Annotated in this window: 14 protein-coding genes and 1 pseudogene; 5 read left to right on the top strand and 10 right to left on the bottom strand. The window is 71.8% G+C overall.

Annotated features, from left to right (window positions below; all coding sequences use genetic code 11):
- Positions 1–9: 9 nt before the first annotated feature.
- Positions 10–1,722, bottom strand: a complete 1,713-nt coding sequence (locus ACVHNB_RS07815; RefSeq protein WP_428952130.1) for an urease subunit alpha — start codon at positions 1,720–1,722, stop codon at positions 10–12.
- Entirely contained in the window at positions 1,719–2,438 is a 720-nt protein-coding gene (ureA, locus tag ACVHNB_RS07810; protein ID WP_456227688.1) for an urease subunit gamma, read from the bottom strand. The genes ACVHNB_RS07815 and ureA overlap by 4 nt, the downstream gene beginning before the upstream one ends.
- A 131-nt stretch (positions 2,439–2,569) precedes the next feature.
- Here ureA and ACVHNB_RS07805 point away from each other — a divergent pair, with 131 nt between their 5' ends.
- Together ACVHNB_RS07805 and ACVHNB_RS07800 are read left to right on the top strand one after the other, a co-directional pair.
- Positions 2,570–3,262 carry a TetR/AcrR family transcriptional regulator gene (locus tag ACVHNB_RS07805; protein WP_456227687.1) on the top strand — a complete coding sequence of 231 codons (693 nt, stop codon included), beginning with the start codon at positions 2,570–2,572 and terminating at the stop codon, positions 3,260–3,262.
- A gap of 147 nt (positions 3,263–3,409) precedes the next feature.
- A complete protein-coding gene (locus ACVHNB_RS07800) occupies positions 3,410–4,573 on the top strand; it encodes an FAD-dependent oxidoreductase (protein WP_456227686.1) in 1,164 nt (387 codons plus the stop codon).
- 78 nt (positions 4,574–4,651) lie between these two features.
- On the opposite strand, the gene ACVHNB_RS07795 is transcribed toward ACVHNB_RS07800, so the two are convergent.
- Positions 4,652–5,740 carry a branched-chain amino acid aminotransferase gene (locus ACVHNB_RS07795; protein ID WP_428952134.1) on the bottom strand — a complete coding sequence of 363 codons (1,089 nt, stop codon included), beginning with the start codon at positions 5,738–5,740 and terminating at the stop codon, positions 4,652–4,654.
- A 259-nt stretch (positions 5,741–5,999) separates the two neighbouring features.
- Positions 6,000–7,040: a 3-isopropylmalate dehydrogenase gene (locus tag ACVHNB_RS07790; protein ID WP_428952135.1), complete on the bottom strand. Its 1,041-nt coding sequence runs from the start codon at positions 7,038–7,040 to the stop codon at positions 6,000–6,002.
- A gap of 155 nt (positions 7,041–7,195) precedes the next feature.
- On the opposite strand from ACVHNB_RS07790, the gene ACVHNB_RS07785 reads away from it, so the two are divergent.
- Positions 7,196–8,764: a purple acid phosphatase family protein gene (locus ACVHNB_RS07785; RefSeq protein WP_456227685.1), complete on the top strand. Its 1,569-nt coding sequence runs from the start codon at positions 7,196–7,198 to the stop codon at positions 8,762–8,764.
- Between the two features lie 4 nt (positions 8,765–8,768).
- Here the strand turns inward: ACVHNB_RS07785 and ACVHNB_RS07780 are convergent, their stop codons facing one another.
- From ACVHNB_RS07780 to ACVHNB_RS07765, 4 genes and pseudogenes are all read right to left on the bottom strand, one after another.
- Positions 8,769–8,912, bottom strand: coding sequence for a hypothetical protein (locus ACVHNB_RS07780; RefSeq protein ID WP_428952137.1), 144 nt, complete (start codon positions 8,910–8,912; stop codon positions 8,769–8,771).
- A 214-nt stretch (positions 8,913–9,126) separates the two neighbouring features.
- A pseudogene (locus ACVHNB_RS07775) lies at positions 9,127–9,243 on the bottom strand (LysR family transcriptional regulator); the annotation flags it as partial.
- A gap of 14 nt (positions 9,244–9,257) precedes the next feature.
- A complete protein-coding gene (locus tag ACVHNB_RS07770; RefSeq protein WP_456227684.1) occupies positions 9,258–9,842 on the bottom strand; it encodes a GNAT family N-acetyltransferase in 585 nt (194 codons plus the stop codon).
- On the bottom strand, positions 9,839–10,951 hold the full coding sequence (locus ACVHNB_RS07765) for an alkene reductase (protein WP_428952139.1): 1,113 nt from the start codon (positions 10,949–10,951) through the stop codon (positions 9,839–9,841). The genes ACVHNB_RS07770 and ACVHNB_RS07765 overlap by 4 nt, the downstream gene beginning before the upstream one ends.
- A 57-nt stretch (positions 10,952–11,008) precedes the next feature.
- Here ACVHNB_RS07765 and ACVHNB_RS07760 point away from each other — a divergent pair, with 57 nt between their 5' ends.
- Positions 11,009–11,380: a MerR family transcriptional regulator gene (locus ACVHNB_RS07760; protein ID WP_428952140.1), complete on the top strand. Its 372-nt coding sequence runs from the start codon at positions 11,009–11,011 to the stop codon at positions 11,378–11,380.
- Positions 11,381–11,461: 81 nt separating this feature from the next.
- On the opposite strand, the gene pruA is transcribed toward ACVHNB_RS07760, so the two are convergent.
- Together pruA and ACVHNB_RS07750 are read right to left on the bottom strand one after the other, a co-directional pair.
- Complete coding sequence (gene pruA / locus ACVHNB_RS07755) at positions 11,462–13,093, bottom strand: L-glutamate gamma-semialdehyde dehydrogenase (RefSeq protein ID WP_456228851.1); 1,632 nt, start codon at positions 13,091–13,093, stop codon at positions 11,462–11,464.
- A gap of 62 nt (positions 13,094–13,155) precedes the next feature.
- Positions 13,156–14,082: a proline dehydrogenase family protein gene (locus ACVHNB_RS07750; RefSeq protein WP_428952141.1), complete on the bottom strand. Its 927-nt coding sequence runs from the start codon at positions 14,080–14,082 to the stop codon at positions 13,156–13,158.
- 185 nt (positions 14,083–14,267) lie between these two features.
- Here ACVHNB_RS07750 and ACVHNB_RS07745 point away from each other — a divergent pair, with 185 nt between their 5' ends.
- On the top strand, positions 14,268–15,434 hold the full coding sequence (locus ACVHNB_RS07745) for a PucR family transcriptional regulator (RefSeq protein WP_456227683.1): 1,167 nt from the start codon (positions 14,268–14,270) through the stop codon (positions 15,432–15,434).
- The last annotated feature ends 251 nt before the right edge of the window (positions 15,435–15,685 follow it).

The raw sequence follows: 15,685 nt of genomic DNA, 5'->3' as shown, positions 1-15,685 counted from the left end.
GCGAGGACCTCAGAGGAAGTAGAGACGGTTGAGGGAGACGGACTCGGCCGGCTCGGAGCTGAGCGGTTCGCCGTCGAGGGTGACCAGGCCGGTGCGCTGGTCCACGTCGACGGCGCCGGTACGGGAGTTGAGGCGCAGGTCGGCCGGTCCGATGCCGCGGGTGCCGCGCACGGCGACGCGGCGCCGGCGGGTCGGCATCCCGTCGTGGCCCTGGTCGACGGCGGCCTGCGCGACGAACGCGACCGACAGCTCGGCGGCCGTGGCGCCGTACGCCCCGAACTGGGGCCCGAGGACGAGGGGTTCACAGGTGTCGGTGGCCGCGTTCGGGTCACCGACGACGCCGTAGGCGGGGAACCCGGACTTGAGCACGAGCTGCGGCTTCGCGCCGAAGAACTCGGGGCGCCACAGCACGATGTCGGCCATCTTGCCGGGCTCCAGCGAGCCGATCTCGTGCGAGAGGCCGTGCGCGATGGCGGGGTTGATGGTCAGCTTGGCCATGTACTGCAGGACGCGGTCGTTGTCGTGGCCGACACCCGGGTCGCCGAGCTCGGCCTTCATCTTCCCGGCCATCGCGAACGTACGGCGGACGGTCTCGCCCGCCCGGCCCATGCCCTGCGCGTCGGACGAGGTGATGCCGATGGCGCCCAGGTCGTGCAGGACGTCCTCGGCGCCCATCGTCCCGGCGCGGATCCGGTCGCGGGCCATGGCGGCGTCGCCGGGCAGGTCGGGCTTGAGGTCGTGGACGGAGACGATCATGCCGTAGTGCTCGGCGACCGCGTCCCGGCCGAAGGGCAGGGTGGGGTTGGTGGAGGACCCGATGACGTTCGGGACGCCCGCCATCTTCAGCACGTTCGGTACGTGACCGCCGCCGCAGCCCTCGATGTGGAAGGCGTGGATGGTCCGGCCCTCCAGCACCTTCAGGGTGTCCTCGACCGAGAGGCACTCGTTCAGTCCGTCGCTGTGCAGGGCGACCTGGACGTCGTGCTCCTCGGCGACGCGCAGCGCGGTGTCCAGGGCGCGGGTGTGCGCGCCCATGTCCTCGTGCACCTTGAATCCGCAGGCGCCGCCCTCGGCGAGCGCCTCGACGAGCGGGGCGCCGTCGGAGGACGAACCCCGGCCCAGGAAGCCGATGTTGACGGGCCAGGCGTCGAACGCGGAGAAGGCGTGCTTGAGGGCCCACGGCGAGTTCACGCCGACGCCCCACACCGGGCCGAACTCCTGGCCGATGATCGTGGTGACGCCGGAGGCGAGCGAGGCCTCCATGATGCGCGGCGACAGCAGGTGGACGTGGGTGTCGACGGCTCCGGCGGTGGCGATCAGCCCCTCACCGGACACGATCGACGTGCCGGTCCCGACGACGACGTCGACCCCGTCGAGCGTGTCCGGGTTCCCGGCGCGGCCGATCGCGTGGATACGGCCCTCGCGGATGCCGATGGAGACCTTGCGGATGCCGAGCGCGGCGTCGATGACGACCACGTTGCTGATCACGACGTCGCAGGTGTCGCGGACGGCGGCGGCCTTCAGGTGCAGCCCGTCGCGCGCGGTCTTGCCGAACCCGGCGAGGAACTCGTCGCCGTACGCCTGGGAGTCGGACTCGACCTTGACGGTGAGCCCGGAGTCGCCGAGCCGGACGCGGTCACCGGCGCGCGGGCCGTGCGTGGCGGCGTACTCGTACGGGGTGAGGCGGCGGGCTTCGGCCGGGTGGCCTCCGGGGCGGCTCATCGGGCGGCCTCCTCATCGGTCGCGGGGTCCTCGGGGGGTCCGGCGACGCCCAGGTAGCCGCAGGCGGCCGCGCGGCGCAGGGCCTCCTCGCGGGCGCCGGGCGCGTCGAGCGGTCCGTCGACGAGACCGGCGAAGCCGACGGCGATCCGGGCGCCGCCGATGGGCACGAGGCCGATCTCGGCGCTCTCGCCGGGCCCGAACCGCACCGAGGAGCCGGCGGGCACCGCGAGCCGCATGCCGTACGCGGCGGCGCGCGGGAAGTCCAGGCGGGGGTTGGCCTCGAAGAAGTGGAAGTGGGAGGTCACGGAGACGGGGACGGTCGCGGTGTTGGTGACGGTGAGCGTCACCTCCGGCTCCCGGTCGGTGTGCTCGGGGCCCGGCAGCAGAGCGCCCGGGGCCTCGCTCCCGGCGCCCGCGCCGATCGGGTCGCTCACGACGGCGAGCCGCGAGCCGTCGTCGAAGACGGCCTCGACGTGGACCTCGGTGACGACGTCGGCGACACCGGGCAGTACGTCGTCCGGGCCGAGCGCGGACCGGGCCGCCTCGATCGCCTCGGCGAGCCGCTTCCCGTCCCGGGCCGCCTCGCAGACGGTGTCGGCGATCAGGGCCGTCGCCTCCGGCACGTTCAGCCGCAGGCCGCGCGCCTTGCGGGCGCGGGCCAGCTCGGCCGCGCCGAACAGCAGCAGCCGGTCGCGCTCGGTGGGGGTCAGTCGCACGCCGTCGCACCTCCTCGTGGTTTGAATGCCACTCTAAACACAGGACCGGGCATCGGGGAAATGCTTGCATTATTCGTTTGAGCACTGTTCTAACAACCGGGTCGGGCGGGCGCTGCGGCTACCGTAGGCCCGTGACCAGCACCGACCCGAACCGCACCCCGCGCAGCCGCCGCGAGCGGCCCGCGAAGCCCGCCCTGAGCCGGGACGGCATCGTGGCCGCCGCCGTCCACGTCCTGCGCACCGAGGGCCTCGGCAAGGTGACGATGCGCCGCCTCGCCCACGAGCTCGACACCGGCCCCGCCTCGCTGTACGTCTACGTCCGCAACACCGACGAGCTGCACGCGGCGGTCCTCGACGAGCTGCTCGCCGAGGTGGATCTCGGGCCCGCGCGGGAGACGTCCGGCGACTGGCAGGAGCGGCTGACCCGCCTGCTGACCTCGTACCTGGACATGCTGTTCCGCTATCCGTCGCTGGCCAGGTCCGCACTGACCGTGCACCCCGCCGGGGACCACTACCTGGACCTGGTGGAGGCCGTGCTCGTGCTGCTCCGCGAGGGCGGGGTGCCGGACACCCGGGCCGCCTGGGGGGTGGACCTGCTCCTGCAGTACGCGACCGCGACGGCGACCGAACACGCGGGCGACGACGCGGGCACGATGGACGCCGCCCTCGCCGCGATCACCTCGGCCTCTCCCGCCCGGCACCCGGAGCTCGTCCGGCTCGCCGACGTGCTCACGGCGGGCGCCCCCGGACGGCTGAACTGGGGATTCGCCGCCCTGATCGCCGGCATCACGGCGGCGCCCGAGCCGCCCGTCACGAGCCCCTGACCCACCCGGCACCGGCACCGGGCTTCCGGCGGCCCTGCGACGAACTTGTTCGTTACGAACATGTTCGTTATCGTGAAAGGGAAGAACCGGACACCTCGGGGACACCATGACGACCGTGCCCGTGCCGCGGCACCCAGGGAGGCCACCATGACCACCACCACGCCCCACCACCCCATAGCCGTCGTCGGCGCGGGCCTCGGCGGCCTCGTGCTCGCCCGTGTCCTGCACGTGCACGGCATCCCCTGCACCCTCCTCGACCTGGACGCCTCTGCTGACGCCCGCGCCCAGGGCGGGATGCTCGACCTGCACGAGGACACCGCGCAGGTCGCGCTGCGCGCCGCCGGTCTCCACGACGCGTTCCGCGCCCTGGTCCTCACCGGCGGCGAGGAGACCAAGGTCATCGACCCGGACGGCACCCTGCGCCACCACGAGCCGGACGACGGGAACGGCGGCCGCCCCGAGATCAACCGGGCCGACCTGCGCCGCCTCCTGCTGGACTCGCTCCCCGACGGCACGATCCGCTGGGGCGCGAAGGTCACCGCCGCCGAGCCCACCGACGTCCCGGGCCGCCACCTGGTCACCCTCGCCGACGGCGAGCGCTTCACCACGGACCTGCTCGTCGGCGCCGACGGCGCCTGGTCCCGGATCCGCCCGCTGCTGACCGACGCCCGTCCCGCGTACACCGGCATCTCCTTCGTGGAGGCCGACGTGCTGCCGGGCAGCGAGCGGCACGCGGAGATCGCCGCGTTCACCGGCGGCGGCAGCGCCTTCGCGCTCGGTGACGAGCGCGCCCTGCTCACGCACCGCGAGAGCGACGACCGCGTCCACACGTACGCCGCGGTGAAGGCGCCCGAGGACTGGCTCGGCACGATCGACTTCACCGACCCGGAGGCCGCCCGCGCCGCGGTGCTCGCCGTCTTCGACGGCTGGGACGACCGGCTGCGCGCCCTGATCGCGGACGCCGAACTGCCCCTGACGCCGCGTCCGATCCACGCCCTGCCGGTCGGCGTCACCTGGGAGCGGACGCCGGGCGTCACCCTCCTCGGCGACGCGGCGCACCTGATGTCGCCGTTCGCCGGCGAGGGCGCCAACCTCGCGATGTTCGACGGCGCCGAGCTGGCCCGCGCGATCGTCGAGCACCCGGACGACCCGGAGGCGGCGCTCGCGGCCTACGAGAAGGAGATGTTCCCGCGCGGCGAGGAGAAGGCGGCCGAGTCCGCGGCCAACCTCACGATGATGTTCGGCCCGAACGCGCGCGAGGACCTGCTCGGCATCATCACGGCCCCCGACGCCCCCGACGCCCAGGCCTGACACACGACGTCCCCCGTCCCGCGGCTGCGGGACGGGGGACGTCGTGTGCGCGGCCCTTTCGGCCTTCGCGGCCGAGGACTAGCCGAGCTGGTGCATCCAGCCGTGCGTGTCCTCGGACGTGCCGCGCTGGATGTCGAGGAGCGCGTTGCGCAGCTTCATCGTGACCTCGCCCGCCTCGCCGCCGGACTGCTGCCACTCACCGCTCGCGCGCTTGACGGTGCCGACCGGCGTGATCACGGCGGCGGTGCCGCAGGCGAAGACCTCGGTGAGCGCGCCGGACTCGGAGTCGGCCTGCCACTGGTCGATGGAGACGCGGGCCTCCTCGGACTCGTAGCCGAGGTCGCGGGCGACCTGGAGGAGCGAGTCGCGGGTGACACCGGCGAGCAGCGAGCCGGTCAGCGTCGGCGTCACGATCTTGTTCCCGTACACGAAGTACAGGTTCATGCCGCCCAGTTCCTCGACCCACTTGTGCTCGACGGCGTCGAGGTAGGCGACCTGGTCGCAGCCCTTGGCGGCGGCCTCGGCCTGCGCGAGCAGCGAGGCGGCGTAGTTGCCGCCGGTCTTGGCGTCGCCGACACCGCCGGGGACGGCGCGCACGCGGTCCTCGGAGAGCCAGATGGAGACGGGCTTCACACCGCCCGGGAAGTACGCGCCGGCCGGCGAGGCGATGACGATGAAGAGGTACTCGGAGGCCGGCTTCACACCCAGGCCGACCTCGGTCGCGATCATGAACGGGCGCAGGTAGAGGGACTCCTCGCCGCCGTGCGCCGGGACCCAGTCCTTGTCCTGCTGGACGAGCACGTCACAGGCCTCGATGAACGTCTCGACCGGCAGCTCCGGCATGCCCAGGCGCCAGGCCGAGTGCTGGAAGCGCTTGGCGTTCATGTCGGGGCGGAACGTGGCGACCGTGCCGTCGGGACGGCGGTAGGCCTTGAGCCCCTCGAAGATCTCCTGCGCGTAGTGCAGGACGTTCGTCGCCGGGTCGAGGGAGAGCGGGCCATAGGGCACGAGCTGCCCGTCGTGCCAGCCGCGGCCCTCGGTCCACTTGATCGTCACCATGTGGTCGGTGAAGTGGCGGCCGAATCCCGGATGGGCCAGGATCCCCTCGCGCTCCGCGGCGGACAGCGGGGTGGATGAGGGCTTGAGCTCGATCGTGGGCGTCGTCATGGTTGCGTGTCCTTCACCGTTGGTTGTGACGGACCGCGCTCACGTCTGCACTCCTTGTACTAGGACGTCCGAGCTTTCACGTACGTCGCGGCCTCACGTTCGATTATCGCGCGTGGGGAGGCGTGCTCCGGACGGGCCCGGTGAGTGCGGTGGTGTGTAGTGCGGCCCAGGGTTGATGGTGGCACCCCGGGGCCGCATACGAGAAGCCGCCGGGGCGTCATATGACCCGGCGGCTTCTCTTACGTGGATGAGCGCCGGGTCAGCCGGCTACTCGGGCGGCGAGCGCGTCGCCGATCTCCTCGGTGGAGCGGACCGAGTCGCCGCGCTCGCCGAGGTCGGCGGAGACGGCGGTCTCGATGCGCGCGGCCTCCGGCTCGTAGCCGAGGTGACGCAGGAGGAGGGCGACCGAGAGGACCGTGGCGGTCGGGTCGGCCTTGCCCTGGCCCGCGATGTCCGGGGCCGAGCCGTGGACGGGCTCGAACATGGACGGGAACTCGCGGCTCGGGTTGATGTTCCCGGAGGCCGCGACGCCGATGCCGCCGGAGACGGCCGCGGCGAGGTCGGTGATGATGTCGCCGAAGAGGTTGTCGGTGACGATCACGTCGAAGCGGGCCGGGTCGGTGACGAGGTAGATCGTCGCCGCGTCGACGTGGATGTAGTCGGTGGTGACCTCGGGGAACTCCTCCGCCACCTTGTTGAAGACGTTCGTCCACAGGTGGCCCGCGAAGGTCAGCACGTTGTTCTTGTGGACCAGCGTGAGCTTCTTGCGGGGGCGGGCCTGGGCGCGGGCGAAGGCGTCCCGGACCACGCGCTCGACACCGAAGGCGGTGTTGACGGAGACCTCGGTGGCGACCTCGTGCTCGGTGCCCTTGCGGATCGTGCCGCCGTTGCCCGTGTACGGGCCCTCGGTGCCCTCGCGGACGACGACGAAGTCGATCTCCGGCTGGCCGGCGAGCGGCGTCGAGACACCCGGGAGGAGCTTCGACGGACGCAGGTTCACGTGGTGGTCGAAGGCGAAGCGGAGCTTGAGGAGGAAGCCGCGCTCCAGGACTCCGGACGGGACCGACGGGTCGCCGATGGCGCCGAGCAGGATGGCGTCGTGCTTCTTGAGGGCGTCGAGGTCGGCGTCGGTGAGCGTCTCACCGGTCGCGTGGTACCGCTTGGCGCCGAAGTCGAAGTCCTCGGTCTCCAGCTTCACATCCTGCGGAAGCACGGCGGAGAGGACCTTCAGACCCTGGGCCACGACCTCCTGGCCGATGCCGTCACCGGGGATCACTGCGAGATTGATGCTGCGAGACATGCACAGCACCGTACTCCTTGTCCCATGGGATGACACGCGGTGTCCAGCATCCGGACTCGGACGAGGGGTGGGCCGCGGGGCCGTTCTCTCCTCGCCAGAAGTTGTTCACCCTTACGTATGGCGGGTGTTGACGGTCACTGGGAAGTTCTCCCGTCATGGACACCCCCGATGTCGGCATCCCCGAGCGGCTCGCCCGGCGGATGAGCATGCCCGAACAGCACGAGTACCTCCGCACGAAGTTCAGCAGGCGGCGGGCCCTGACCGGGGCGGCGGCCACCGTGGGCGGGGCGGCTCTGCTCGGCGGCGGGGCCGCGACGGCGGGGCCGGTGTACGCGGCGGCGCCGGTGCGCGGCTCCGCGGCGAAGGTGGACGGCTCGCTGGTCGCCCCCTTCGGACGGCATCTCGCGTTCGGCGCCGACCCGAGGACGCAGATGCGGATCTCCTGGCAGGTGCCCTTCGCGGTCGACAACCCTTATGTGCGGGTGGGGTCGAAGCCGTGGGAGCTGAGCGGGAAGATCGCGGCGGAGGTGCGGGCGCTGCACACACCGGCGCTGTCCGGAAAGCTGCCGGCGGTCGAGCAGCACTACCTCCATGTCGCGCTCGACGGCCTGAAGCCGGGCACGACGTACTACTACGGCGTCGGCCACGACGGCTTCGACCCGGCGGCCGCCGACCGCATGGGCACCCTCGGCACGTTCCGTACGGCGCCGGCCGCCGCGGAGACGTTCGTCTTCACCGCCTTCGGGGACCAGGGCGTGAGCTACGACGCGCTCGCCAACGACCAGGTGATCCTGGGCCAGAACCCGTCGTTCCATCTGCACGCGGGCGACATCTGCTACGCCGACTCCACCGGCCACGGCAAGGAGTCGGACACCTACGACGCGCGGGTGTGGGACCAGTTCCTCGCGCAGACGGAGACGGTCGCGAAGTCGGTGCCGTGGATGGTGACGACCGGCAACCACGACATGGAGGCCTGGTACTCGCCCCACGGCTACGGCGGGCAGAGCGCGCGCTGGTCGCTGCCGGACAACGGCCCGGACCCGCGCGACGCGCCGGGTGTCTACTCCTTCACGTACGGGAACCTGGGCGTGGTCGCGCTGGACGCGAACGACGTCTCGTACGAGATCCCCGCCAACAGGGGCTGCACGGACGGGAAGCAGACCGCCTGGCTCGACCGGCGGCTCGGGGAGCTGCGGGCGCGCGACGACATCGAGTTCGTCGTCGTGTTCTTCCACCACTGCGCGTACTCGACGTCCACGCACGCCTCGGACGGCGGGGTGCGTGACGCGTGGGTGCCGCTCTTCACCAAGCACCAGGTGGACCTGGTGATCAACGGGCACAACCACGTCTACGAGCGCACGGACGCCATCAGGGGCGGTGGCAAGGGAGAGGTCGGCAAGCCGGTGCCGGTCGGCGCGTCGACCGATCCGACGCGCGACGGCATCGTGTACGTCACCGCGGGCGGCGCCGGCAAGGACCTCTACGGCTTCGGGCCCGGCGTGCCGGACAGCTTTGAAGGCGACGTGCACGATCGCGAGTCGATCGTCACCTTCCACTGGACGAGGTCACGCCTGCCCGACCCGGACACCGTGGAGTGGTCCCGGGTGCGGTACACCGGCTTCTCGTTCCTCGCGGTGGAGGTGGAGAAGGGGCGTATGAAGGTCTCCGCGCTGGCCGAGAGCGGCCGGCGCATCGACCACTTCGAGGTACGGCGGGGTTCCTGACCGGTCAGTGACCGGTCTCGCCGCCGTTGTCCCTGCGGTCCAGCGCGCGCTGGAGGGCGGCGGCGGCGTTCTTGGCGGTGTGTCGGTCGGCTTCGCTCGACGGGGAGACGTGACGGACTCGGCGGCGGACGGGCGTCGCAGTGGCCATGACGGATCGACTCCTTGAGAATCCTTGGGAAGGCGGGGATTTCGAGGCGCCGGAAGGGGCGGGGAGCCAGGAGCGGCAGGGGTTGCCTGCGTGGTGCTCCGGCTCGCGGCCGCCATTCGCCAGGTAAGCGAGACGTTCGGCTTCTACAAAGCTAGGACAGGTCTTCGCTTCTGTCTCCACAATTACTCGGACTTCCTACTATCTGAGACGGACCTCATGCCTTCAGCCCTCTGAGCTCGCGGATCAGGCCACGCACCGGTGCGGTTCCAGCCAGCTCGGGCGTGGTGACGTAGCCGATGGAACGCACGGGACGGTCCGGTCCGAGATCGTGCGTGCGGACGGCCTCTAGAGGAGATCGCCGTCGCGCCAGTCGAAGAGCAGCTCACGGGCCGGGTCGAGGGCCCGGGCGGCCGGCGCCGGGAACAGGTACGGCGGAGCCTCGTCGGCGGGCAGCCGGACGACCCCGCTCGGCCCGTACGCCGCGAACGGGCCGGTCCAGGCGGCCCAGCCGCGCGCGGGATACAGCAGCGCCCCGTCGCTCGACGCCGAGAGCGCGCCGATGTCGTAGGCACCCACGATCACCCGCTCCAGGGCGTCCATCACCTGTCCCCCGAGGCCGCGCCGCCGCCGGTCGGCGCGGACGGCGACGGCTTCCACGTACCCGACGCGCAGCGTGCGCCCGTCGTGCACGGCGCGGCGCTGGACGACGGAGCCGTGGGCGAGGAGCGCGCCCGAGCCGTCGTGGACGAGGGCGTGCACGCCGCCGAGGCCGTGCGCCCAGTCGGCGTCGGAGAAGTCGCCGTCGAAGGCGTCGTCCAACAGGGCGCGGGCGGAGGCGAGTTCGGGGCCGGTGAGATCGGCGGTGTGGGCCGTGCGGATCGTGGTCACCCGGACACGGTACGGGTGACGCGCGGCCGGCCCGGCCGTCACCCGGCGCGGGTCATCAGGTCGTCCAGGGACGGGTAGTCGGTGTAGCCCTCGGCGCCGTGCGTGTAGAGGTGCGTCTCGTCGACCTGGTTGAGCGGCGGGGCGCCCGGCGTCGCGAACCGGCGGGGCAGATCCGGGTTGGCGAGGAAGGCGCGGCCGTACGAGACGAGGTCGGCGCGCCCCGCGTCGAGGACGGCCTCGCCCTGCGCCTGGGTGGTGGGTTCGTGGTTCTCGCCGACGTTGGCGATGAGCGTGCCGCTCCAGCGGGGCCGCAGGTCGTCGAGGGCCGGGTAGTGGTCGTCGTCGGTGAGGTGGAGGTAGGCGAGCCCGAGCCCGTCGATCTCGTCGAGCAGGGCGCGGTAGACGGGTGCCGGGTCGGCCTCGGCCATGCCGAACTGCGGGTTGCCGGGCGACAGGCGCAGTCCGAGCCGCCCGGCGCCGATCGCGTCGGCGACGGCACCGACGATCTCCACGGCGAACCGGATGCGGTCGGCGACCGAACCGCGCCCGTACCGGTCGGTGCGCAGGTTGGTGTTGTCGGCGAGGAACTGGTGGATCAAGTAGCTGTTGGCGCCGTGCAGTTCGACGCCGTCGAAGCCCGCGGCGAGCGCGTTGCGGGCGGCGGCGACATGGTCCTCGATCGCGGTCCGGATGTCGTCGGCGCTCATCACGCGCGGCACGACCGCGTCGGCCTTGCCCCCGTCCCGTACGTGCACGGGGCCCGGCTGCGGGACGGCGGACGGGCCGGCGGGCACGTCGCCGTCGAGCCGGGACAGCGGGTGCCCCTGCCGTCCGCCGTGCATGAGCTGCGCGACGATCCGTCCGCCCGCCCGGTGCACGGCGTCGGTGACGTGCCGCCACCCGGTGATGTGCTCCGGCGTCTGCAGTCCGGGGATGCGCCAGCCGCTCTGCCCGCGGCTGCTGGGCCAGATGCCCTCGGTGACGATGAGGCCGGCGCTCGCCCGCTGGGCGTAGTGGTCGGCGACGACCGGCAGCGGGGTGCCGTCCTCGGCGGCGCGGTACCGGGTCATCGGCGCCATGACCATGCGGTTGGGCAGCGACAGGCCGGCCCGGGCGAGGGAATAGGGAGTGAGGAGTGAGCTGTTCGTCATGCCGGGACGGTAGATCCTGACACCAGTGTCAATTTCAAGCCCGGAGGTGAACGGCCCGTGCGCATCGGTGAGTTGGCGCAGCGCACCGCGGTGAGCGAGCGTTCCTTGCGCTACTACGAGCAGCAGGGCCTGCTCACCGCGGACCGTACCCCGGGCGGCCACCGGTCCTATCCGGACAGCGCCGTCGCCCGGGTGGTCCGCATCCAGGAGCTCTTCGCGGCGGGCCTGTGCAGCGCGAAGATCGCCCAGCTCCTGCCCTGCACCCGCGACGAGGACGGCGGTCCCTCGGCGAGCGCCACACCGTGGCTGCTGACCGAGCTGGCGCAGGAGCGGGCCCGGATCGACACCACGATCGCCGACCTGCTGCGGGCCCGCGCGGTCCTCGACGAGGTGATCGACGCGGCGACGGACGGGCCGGCGCCCCACTGACCGCCTCGCGCCGTCCGGGTACGACACCGCCCCCGGCCGGGGTGGGGCCCAGGACCGGGGGCGGGGGTGGGAGGACGGACGTCAGCCCATGTGCGGGTACGTGTAGTCCGTCGGCGGGACCAGCGTCTCCTTGATGGCGCGGGTCAGCGTCCAGCGCATCAGGTTCTGCGGGGCACCGGCCTTGTCGTTGGTGCCGGACGCGCGGCCGCCGCCGAAGGGCTGCTGGCCGACGACGGCGCCGGTCGACTTGTCGTTGATGTAGAAGTTGCCCGCGGCGTAGCGGAGCTTCTCCATCGTGGCCGCGGCGGCGGCACGGTCGTTGGCGATGACCGAGCCGGTCAGCGCGTAGTCCGACGCCGACTCCATCTGCTCCAGCATGGCGTCGTACTGGTCGTCCTCGTAGACGTACACGGCGAGGATCGGACCGAAGTACTCCGTCTTGAAGACCTCGTTCTCCGGGTCCGTGCACTCGATGACGGTCGGCCGCACGAAGTAGCCGGTCGAGTCGTCGTACGTGCCGCCCGCGACGATCGTGCAGGACGCGTCGTCCTTGGCGCGGTCGATCGCGGCCTTGTTCTTGGCGAAGGAGCGGTCGTCGATGACGGCGCCGATGAAGTTCGACAGGTCGGTGACGTCACCCATGGTGATGCCGTCGACCTCGGCCGCGAACTCCTCCTTGAACCCGTCGTTCCAGATGGACGCCGGGATGTAGGCGCGCGAGGAGGCGGAGCACTTCTGGCCCTGGAACTCGAAGGAGCCGCGGGTCAGGGCCGTCTTGAGGACGGCGCGGTCGGCGCTCGGGTGGGCGACGACGAAGTCCTTGCCGCCGGTCTCGCCGACGAGACGCGGGTAGGTGCGGTACTTCTCGATGTTCGTGCCGACCGTCTTCCACAGGTGCTGGAAGGTCTTGGTCGAACCGGTGAAGTGGATGCCCGCGAGGTCGCGGTGGTTGAGGGCCACCTCGGAGACGGCGAGGCCGTCGCCGGTCACCAGGTTGATGACGCCCTTCGGGAGACCCGCCTCCTCCAGGAGCTGGAGCAGCAGGACGGCGGCGTGCGTCTGCGTCGGGGACGGCTTCCAGACCACCACGTTGCCCATGAGGGCGGGGGCGGTGGGCAGGTTGCCCGCGATGGCCGTGAAGTTGAACGGCGTGATCGCGTAGACGAAGCCCTCGAGCGGGCGGTGGTCCATGCGGTTCCACACGCCGGTGGAGTTGGCCGGCGGCTGCTCGGCGAGCAGGTTGCGGGCGTAGTGGACGTTGAAGCGCCAGAAGTCGACGAGCTCGCAGGGGGTGTCGATCTCGGCCTGCTGGGCGGTCTTCGACTGGCCGAGCATCGTGGAGGCGGCCAGCGTCTCGCGCCACGTGGTGGAGAGCAGCTCGGCGGCGCGCAGGATGATCGCGGCGCGGTCGTCGAAGGACATCGCGCGCCAGGCCGGGGCGGCGGCCAGGGCGGCGTCGACCGCGTCCTGGGCGTCCTGGGTCGTGGCGTTGGCGTACGTGCCGATGACGGCCTTGTGATTGTGCGGCTGCACGACGTCGAAGCGCTCGCCGCCACCCATCCGCTTCTCGCCGCCGATGGTGCAGGGCAGCTCGATCGGGTTCTCGGCCAGCTCCTTGAGCTTGGCCTCCAGGCGGGCGCGCTCCGGGGAACCGGGGGCGTAGCCGTGCACCGGCTCGTTGACCGGGGCGGGGACCTGGGTCACGGCGTCCAGCGTCATGGGTCCGTATCTCCTTCGGGGGGTCGGGGAGTCGGGTCTTACGGAAGTGGTGGGGCTCAGTCCTTGGTGAGGACGGAGCGGGCGAAGAAGAGCAGGTTGGCCGGCTTCTCCGCGAGGCGGCGCATGAAGTATCCGTACCAGTCGGTGCCGTACGCGGTGTAGACACGCATCCGGTGGCCCTCGGCGGCGAGCCGCAGGTGCTCCTCGCTGCGGATGCCGTAGAGCATCTGGAACTCGTACTCGTCCAGCTTGCGGCCGGCGCGGCGGCCGAGCTCCTGCGCGATGGAGATCAGGCGCGGGTCGTGGGACCCGATCATCGGGTACCCGTCCCCCTCCATGAGGATGCGCATGATCCGCACGTACGCCTTGTCGATCTCGGCCTTGTCCTGGTACGCGACCTCGGCGGGCTCCTTGTAGGCGCCCTTCACGATGCGCACGCGCGAGCCGTTCCCGGCCAGGCGGCGGGCGTCGTCCTCGGTGCGGAAGAGGTAGGCCTGGATGACGCAGCCGGTCTGCGGGAAGTCCTTCCGCAGCTCCTCGTGGATGGCGAACATCGAGTCGAGGGTGGTGTGGTCCTCGGCGTCCAGGGTGACCGTGGTGCCGATCTCGGCGGCGGCCTCGACGACCGGGCGGACGTTGGCGAGGGCCAGCTCGTGGCCGCCTTCCAGCGCCTGGCCGAACATGGAGAGCTTCACGGACATCTCGGCGCGGGCGCCCAGGCCGAGGTCCTTGAGGCGGCCGATCAGCTCCAGGTAGGCGTCGCGGGCGGCGTGCGACTGCTCGACGGTGGTGATGTCCTCACCCACGACGTCGAGGGTGACCTCCAGGCCCTTGGCGGCGGCGTCCTCGATGACGGGCACGACGTCGTCGACGCTCTCACCGGCGATGAAGCGGTCGACGACCTGCTTGGTGCCCGGCGCCGCCGACACAAAAGCGCGCATCTTGTCGCTGCGCGACGCGGCGAGGATCAGGGGAGCCAGCACGGGGCACCTCCACGGAGCATGAGTTGCGGACAGGCCGAACCACCGCAAAGCGGGTACGGCACGGGGAACCACCGTGAAATCTAAGGATCCCTCCGATCCTGTGCCATCGACAGCTGTCACGCATCTGTGGCCGCCACCTCAGACATCTGTATGAAGCAACGCGTGGGGTGCGTGAGAATGGTGGGGTGAAAGGCGACTACCAGGAACTGGTCGACGAGATCTCGGCGCTGCTCGGCGCCCCCGCGACCTTGGAGAACCGCGACTTCCGGCTGATCGCCTTCGGGGCGCAGGCCAGCGAGGCCGACGCCGACTTCGACGCGTCGGCGCTCGACCCGGTGCGCACCCGCTCGATCCTCACGCGCAGCTCCACACCGGCCGTCCGGGCCTGGTTCGAGGGCTTCGGCATCGCCCGCGCGACGCAGCCGGTACGCATCCCGGCGACGCCGGAGGCCGGGGTCTACCGCGGCCGTGTCTGCCTTCCCGTACGGCACCGGGGCATCGTCCTCGGCTACGTGTGGCTGCTCGACGACGATCCGGGGCCCACCCGGGAGCAGCTGGACGCGGCGATGGAGGTGGCGAGCCGGATCGGCGCGCTGCTGGCGGACGAGGCGCAGGCGGGCGCCGACCTCACCCGCGAGTTCCACTCGGTGCTGACCGCGGAGCGCGGCTGGCAGCGGGACATGGCGGTGGCCGCGCTGCGCACCGCGCTGGGCAGCCGCGCCGAGGGGCTGCACACGGTGGTCTGCGTCGCCCCCTGGCCGTCCGCCGACCCGGACGACGCCCCGTCCGTACGGACGATCCCGGCGGCGGACGCGCTGTGCACGGTGCCGTGGGGGGCGACGGGCCAGTGTCTGGCGCTGCTGGTCAGGCTGCGCTCGGCGGAGGTGCTCACGCCGGCGCTCACGGCGGCGGGGAAACTGCGGGCGCGGGCCGGTGCGGGCCCGGTGGCGGCGGGCATCGGCGCGCCCCGCACGGACCTCGCGGAGCTCGCCGCGGCCTGGCACGAGGCGACGGCCGCGGCGCGCACGGCCCTGGCCGCCCCGCATCTCGGCCCCGACGCCCAGTGGTCGGCGATCGGCCCCTACCGCCTGCTCACCGCACTGCCCGCGGAGGCCGCCCACGACCCGGTGGTGACCCCGCTGCTCGCCCCCGCCCACCGCCAGCTGGCGCACACCGCCGAGGTGTTCCTCGACTGCGCGGGCCAGGCGGGCCGCACGGCCGCGGCCCTCGGCATCCACCGCCAGACGCTGTACTACCGCCTCTCCCGCGTCGAACAGCTCACCGGCCTCGACCTGGACGAGGGCGAGGACCGGTTGTTGCTCCACATGGGGCTGAAGGCGGCGCGTCTCTAGCCCACTCTAGGATCCGCGACTTCGCTGACAATGAAGGCGCCTCATTGACAGTGGATTGGCAAATCCGGGGTCCCGTTGACAACGGCTACGTTCAGTAGCGGTACTCACTGGGTCTCTTTCGATCTTCACCGGGTGTGTGCTGCCCGTGCGGCGTACCGTCTCCGTCATGGCAGTACGGAGTTCGGGCGGCGCCCGTCGGACGTGCACGGTTCCTACGGCGTCGATTCGTCCGCGATCCTTTACACCACTCC

This window comes from Streptomyces sp. YJ-C3, assembly GCF_053891275.1.
This window is presented reverse-complemented; position numbering and strand designations above follow the sequence as displayed.

Coding starts and splice junctions, on each gene's coding strand:
- ACVHNB_RS07795 (WP_428952134.1), bottom strand. CDS start 5,740: ATGACGACGCCCACGATCGAGCTCAAGCCCTCATCCACCCCGCTGTCC.
- ACVHNB_RS07815 (WP_428952130.1), bottom strand. CDS start 1,722: ATGAGCCGCCCCGGAGGCCACCCGGCCGAAGCCCGCCGCCTCACCCCG.
- ACVHNB_RS07765 (WP_428952139.1), bottom strand. CDS start 10,951: ATGACGAACAGCTCACTCCTCACTCCCTATTCCCTCGCCCGGGCCGGC.
- ACVHNB_RS07790 (WP_428952135.1), bottom strand. CDS start 7,040: ATGTCTCGCAGCATCAATCTCGCAGTGATCCCCGGTGACGGCATCGGC.
- ACVHNB_RS07780 (WP_428952137.1), bottom strand. CDS start 8,912: ATGGCCACTGCGACGCCCGTCCGCCGCCGAGTCCGTCACGTCTCCCCG.
- ACVHNB_RS07785 (WP_456227685.1), top strand. CDS start 7,196: ATGGACACCCCCGATGTCGGCATCCCCGAGCGGCTCGCCCGGCGGATG.
- ACVHNB_RS07800 (WP_456227686.1), top strand. CDS start 3,410: ATGACCACCACCACGCCCCACCACCCCATAGCCGTCGTCGGCGCGGGC.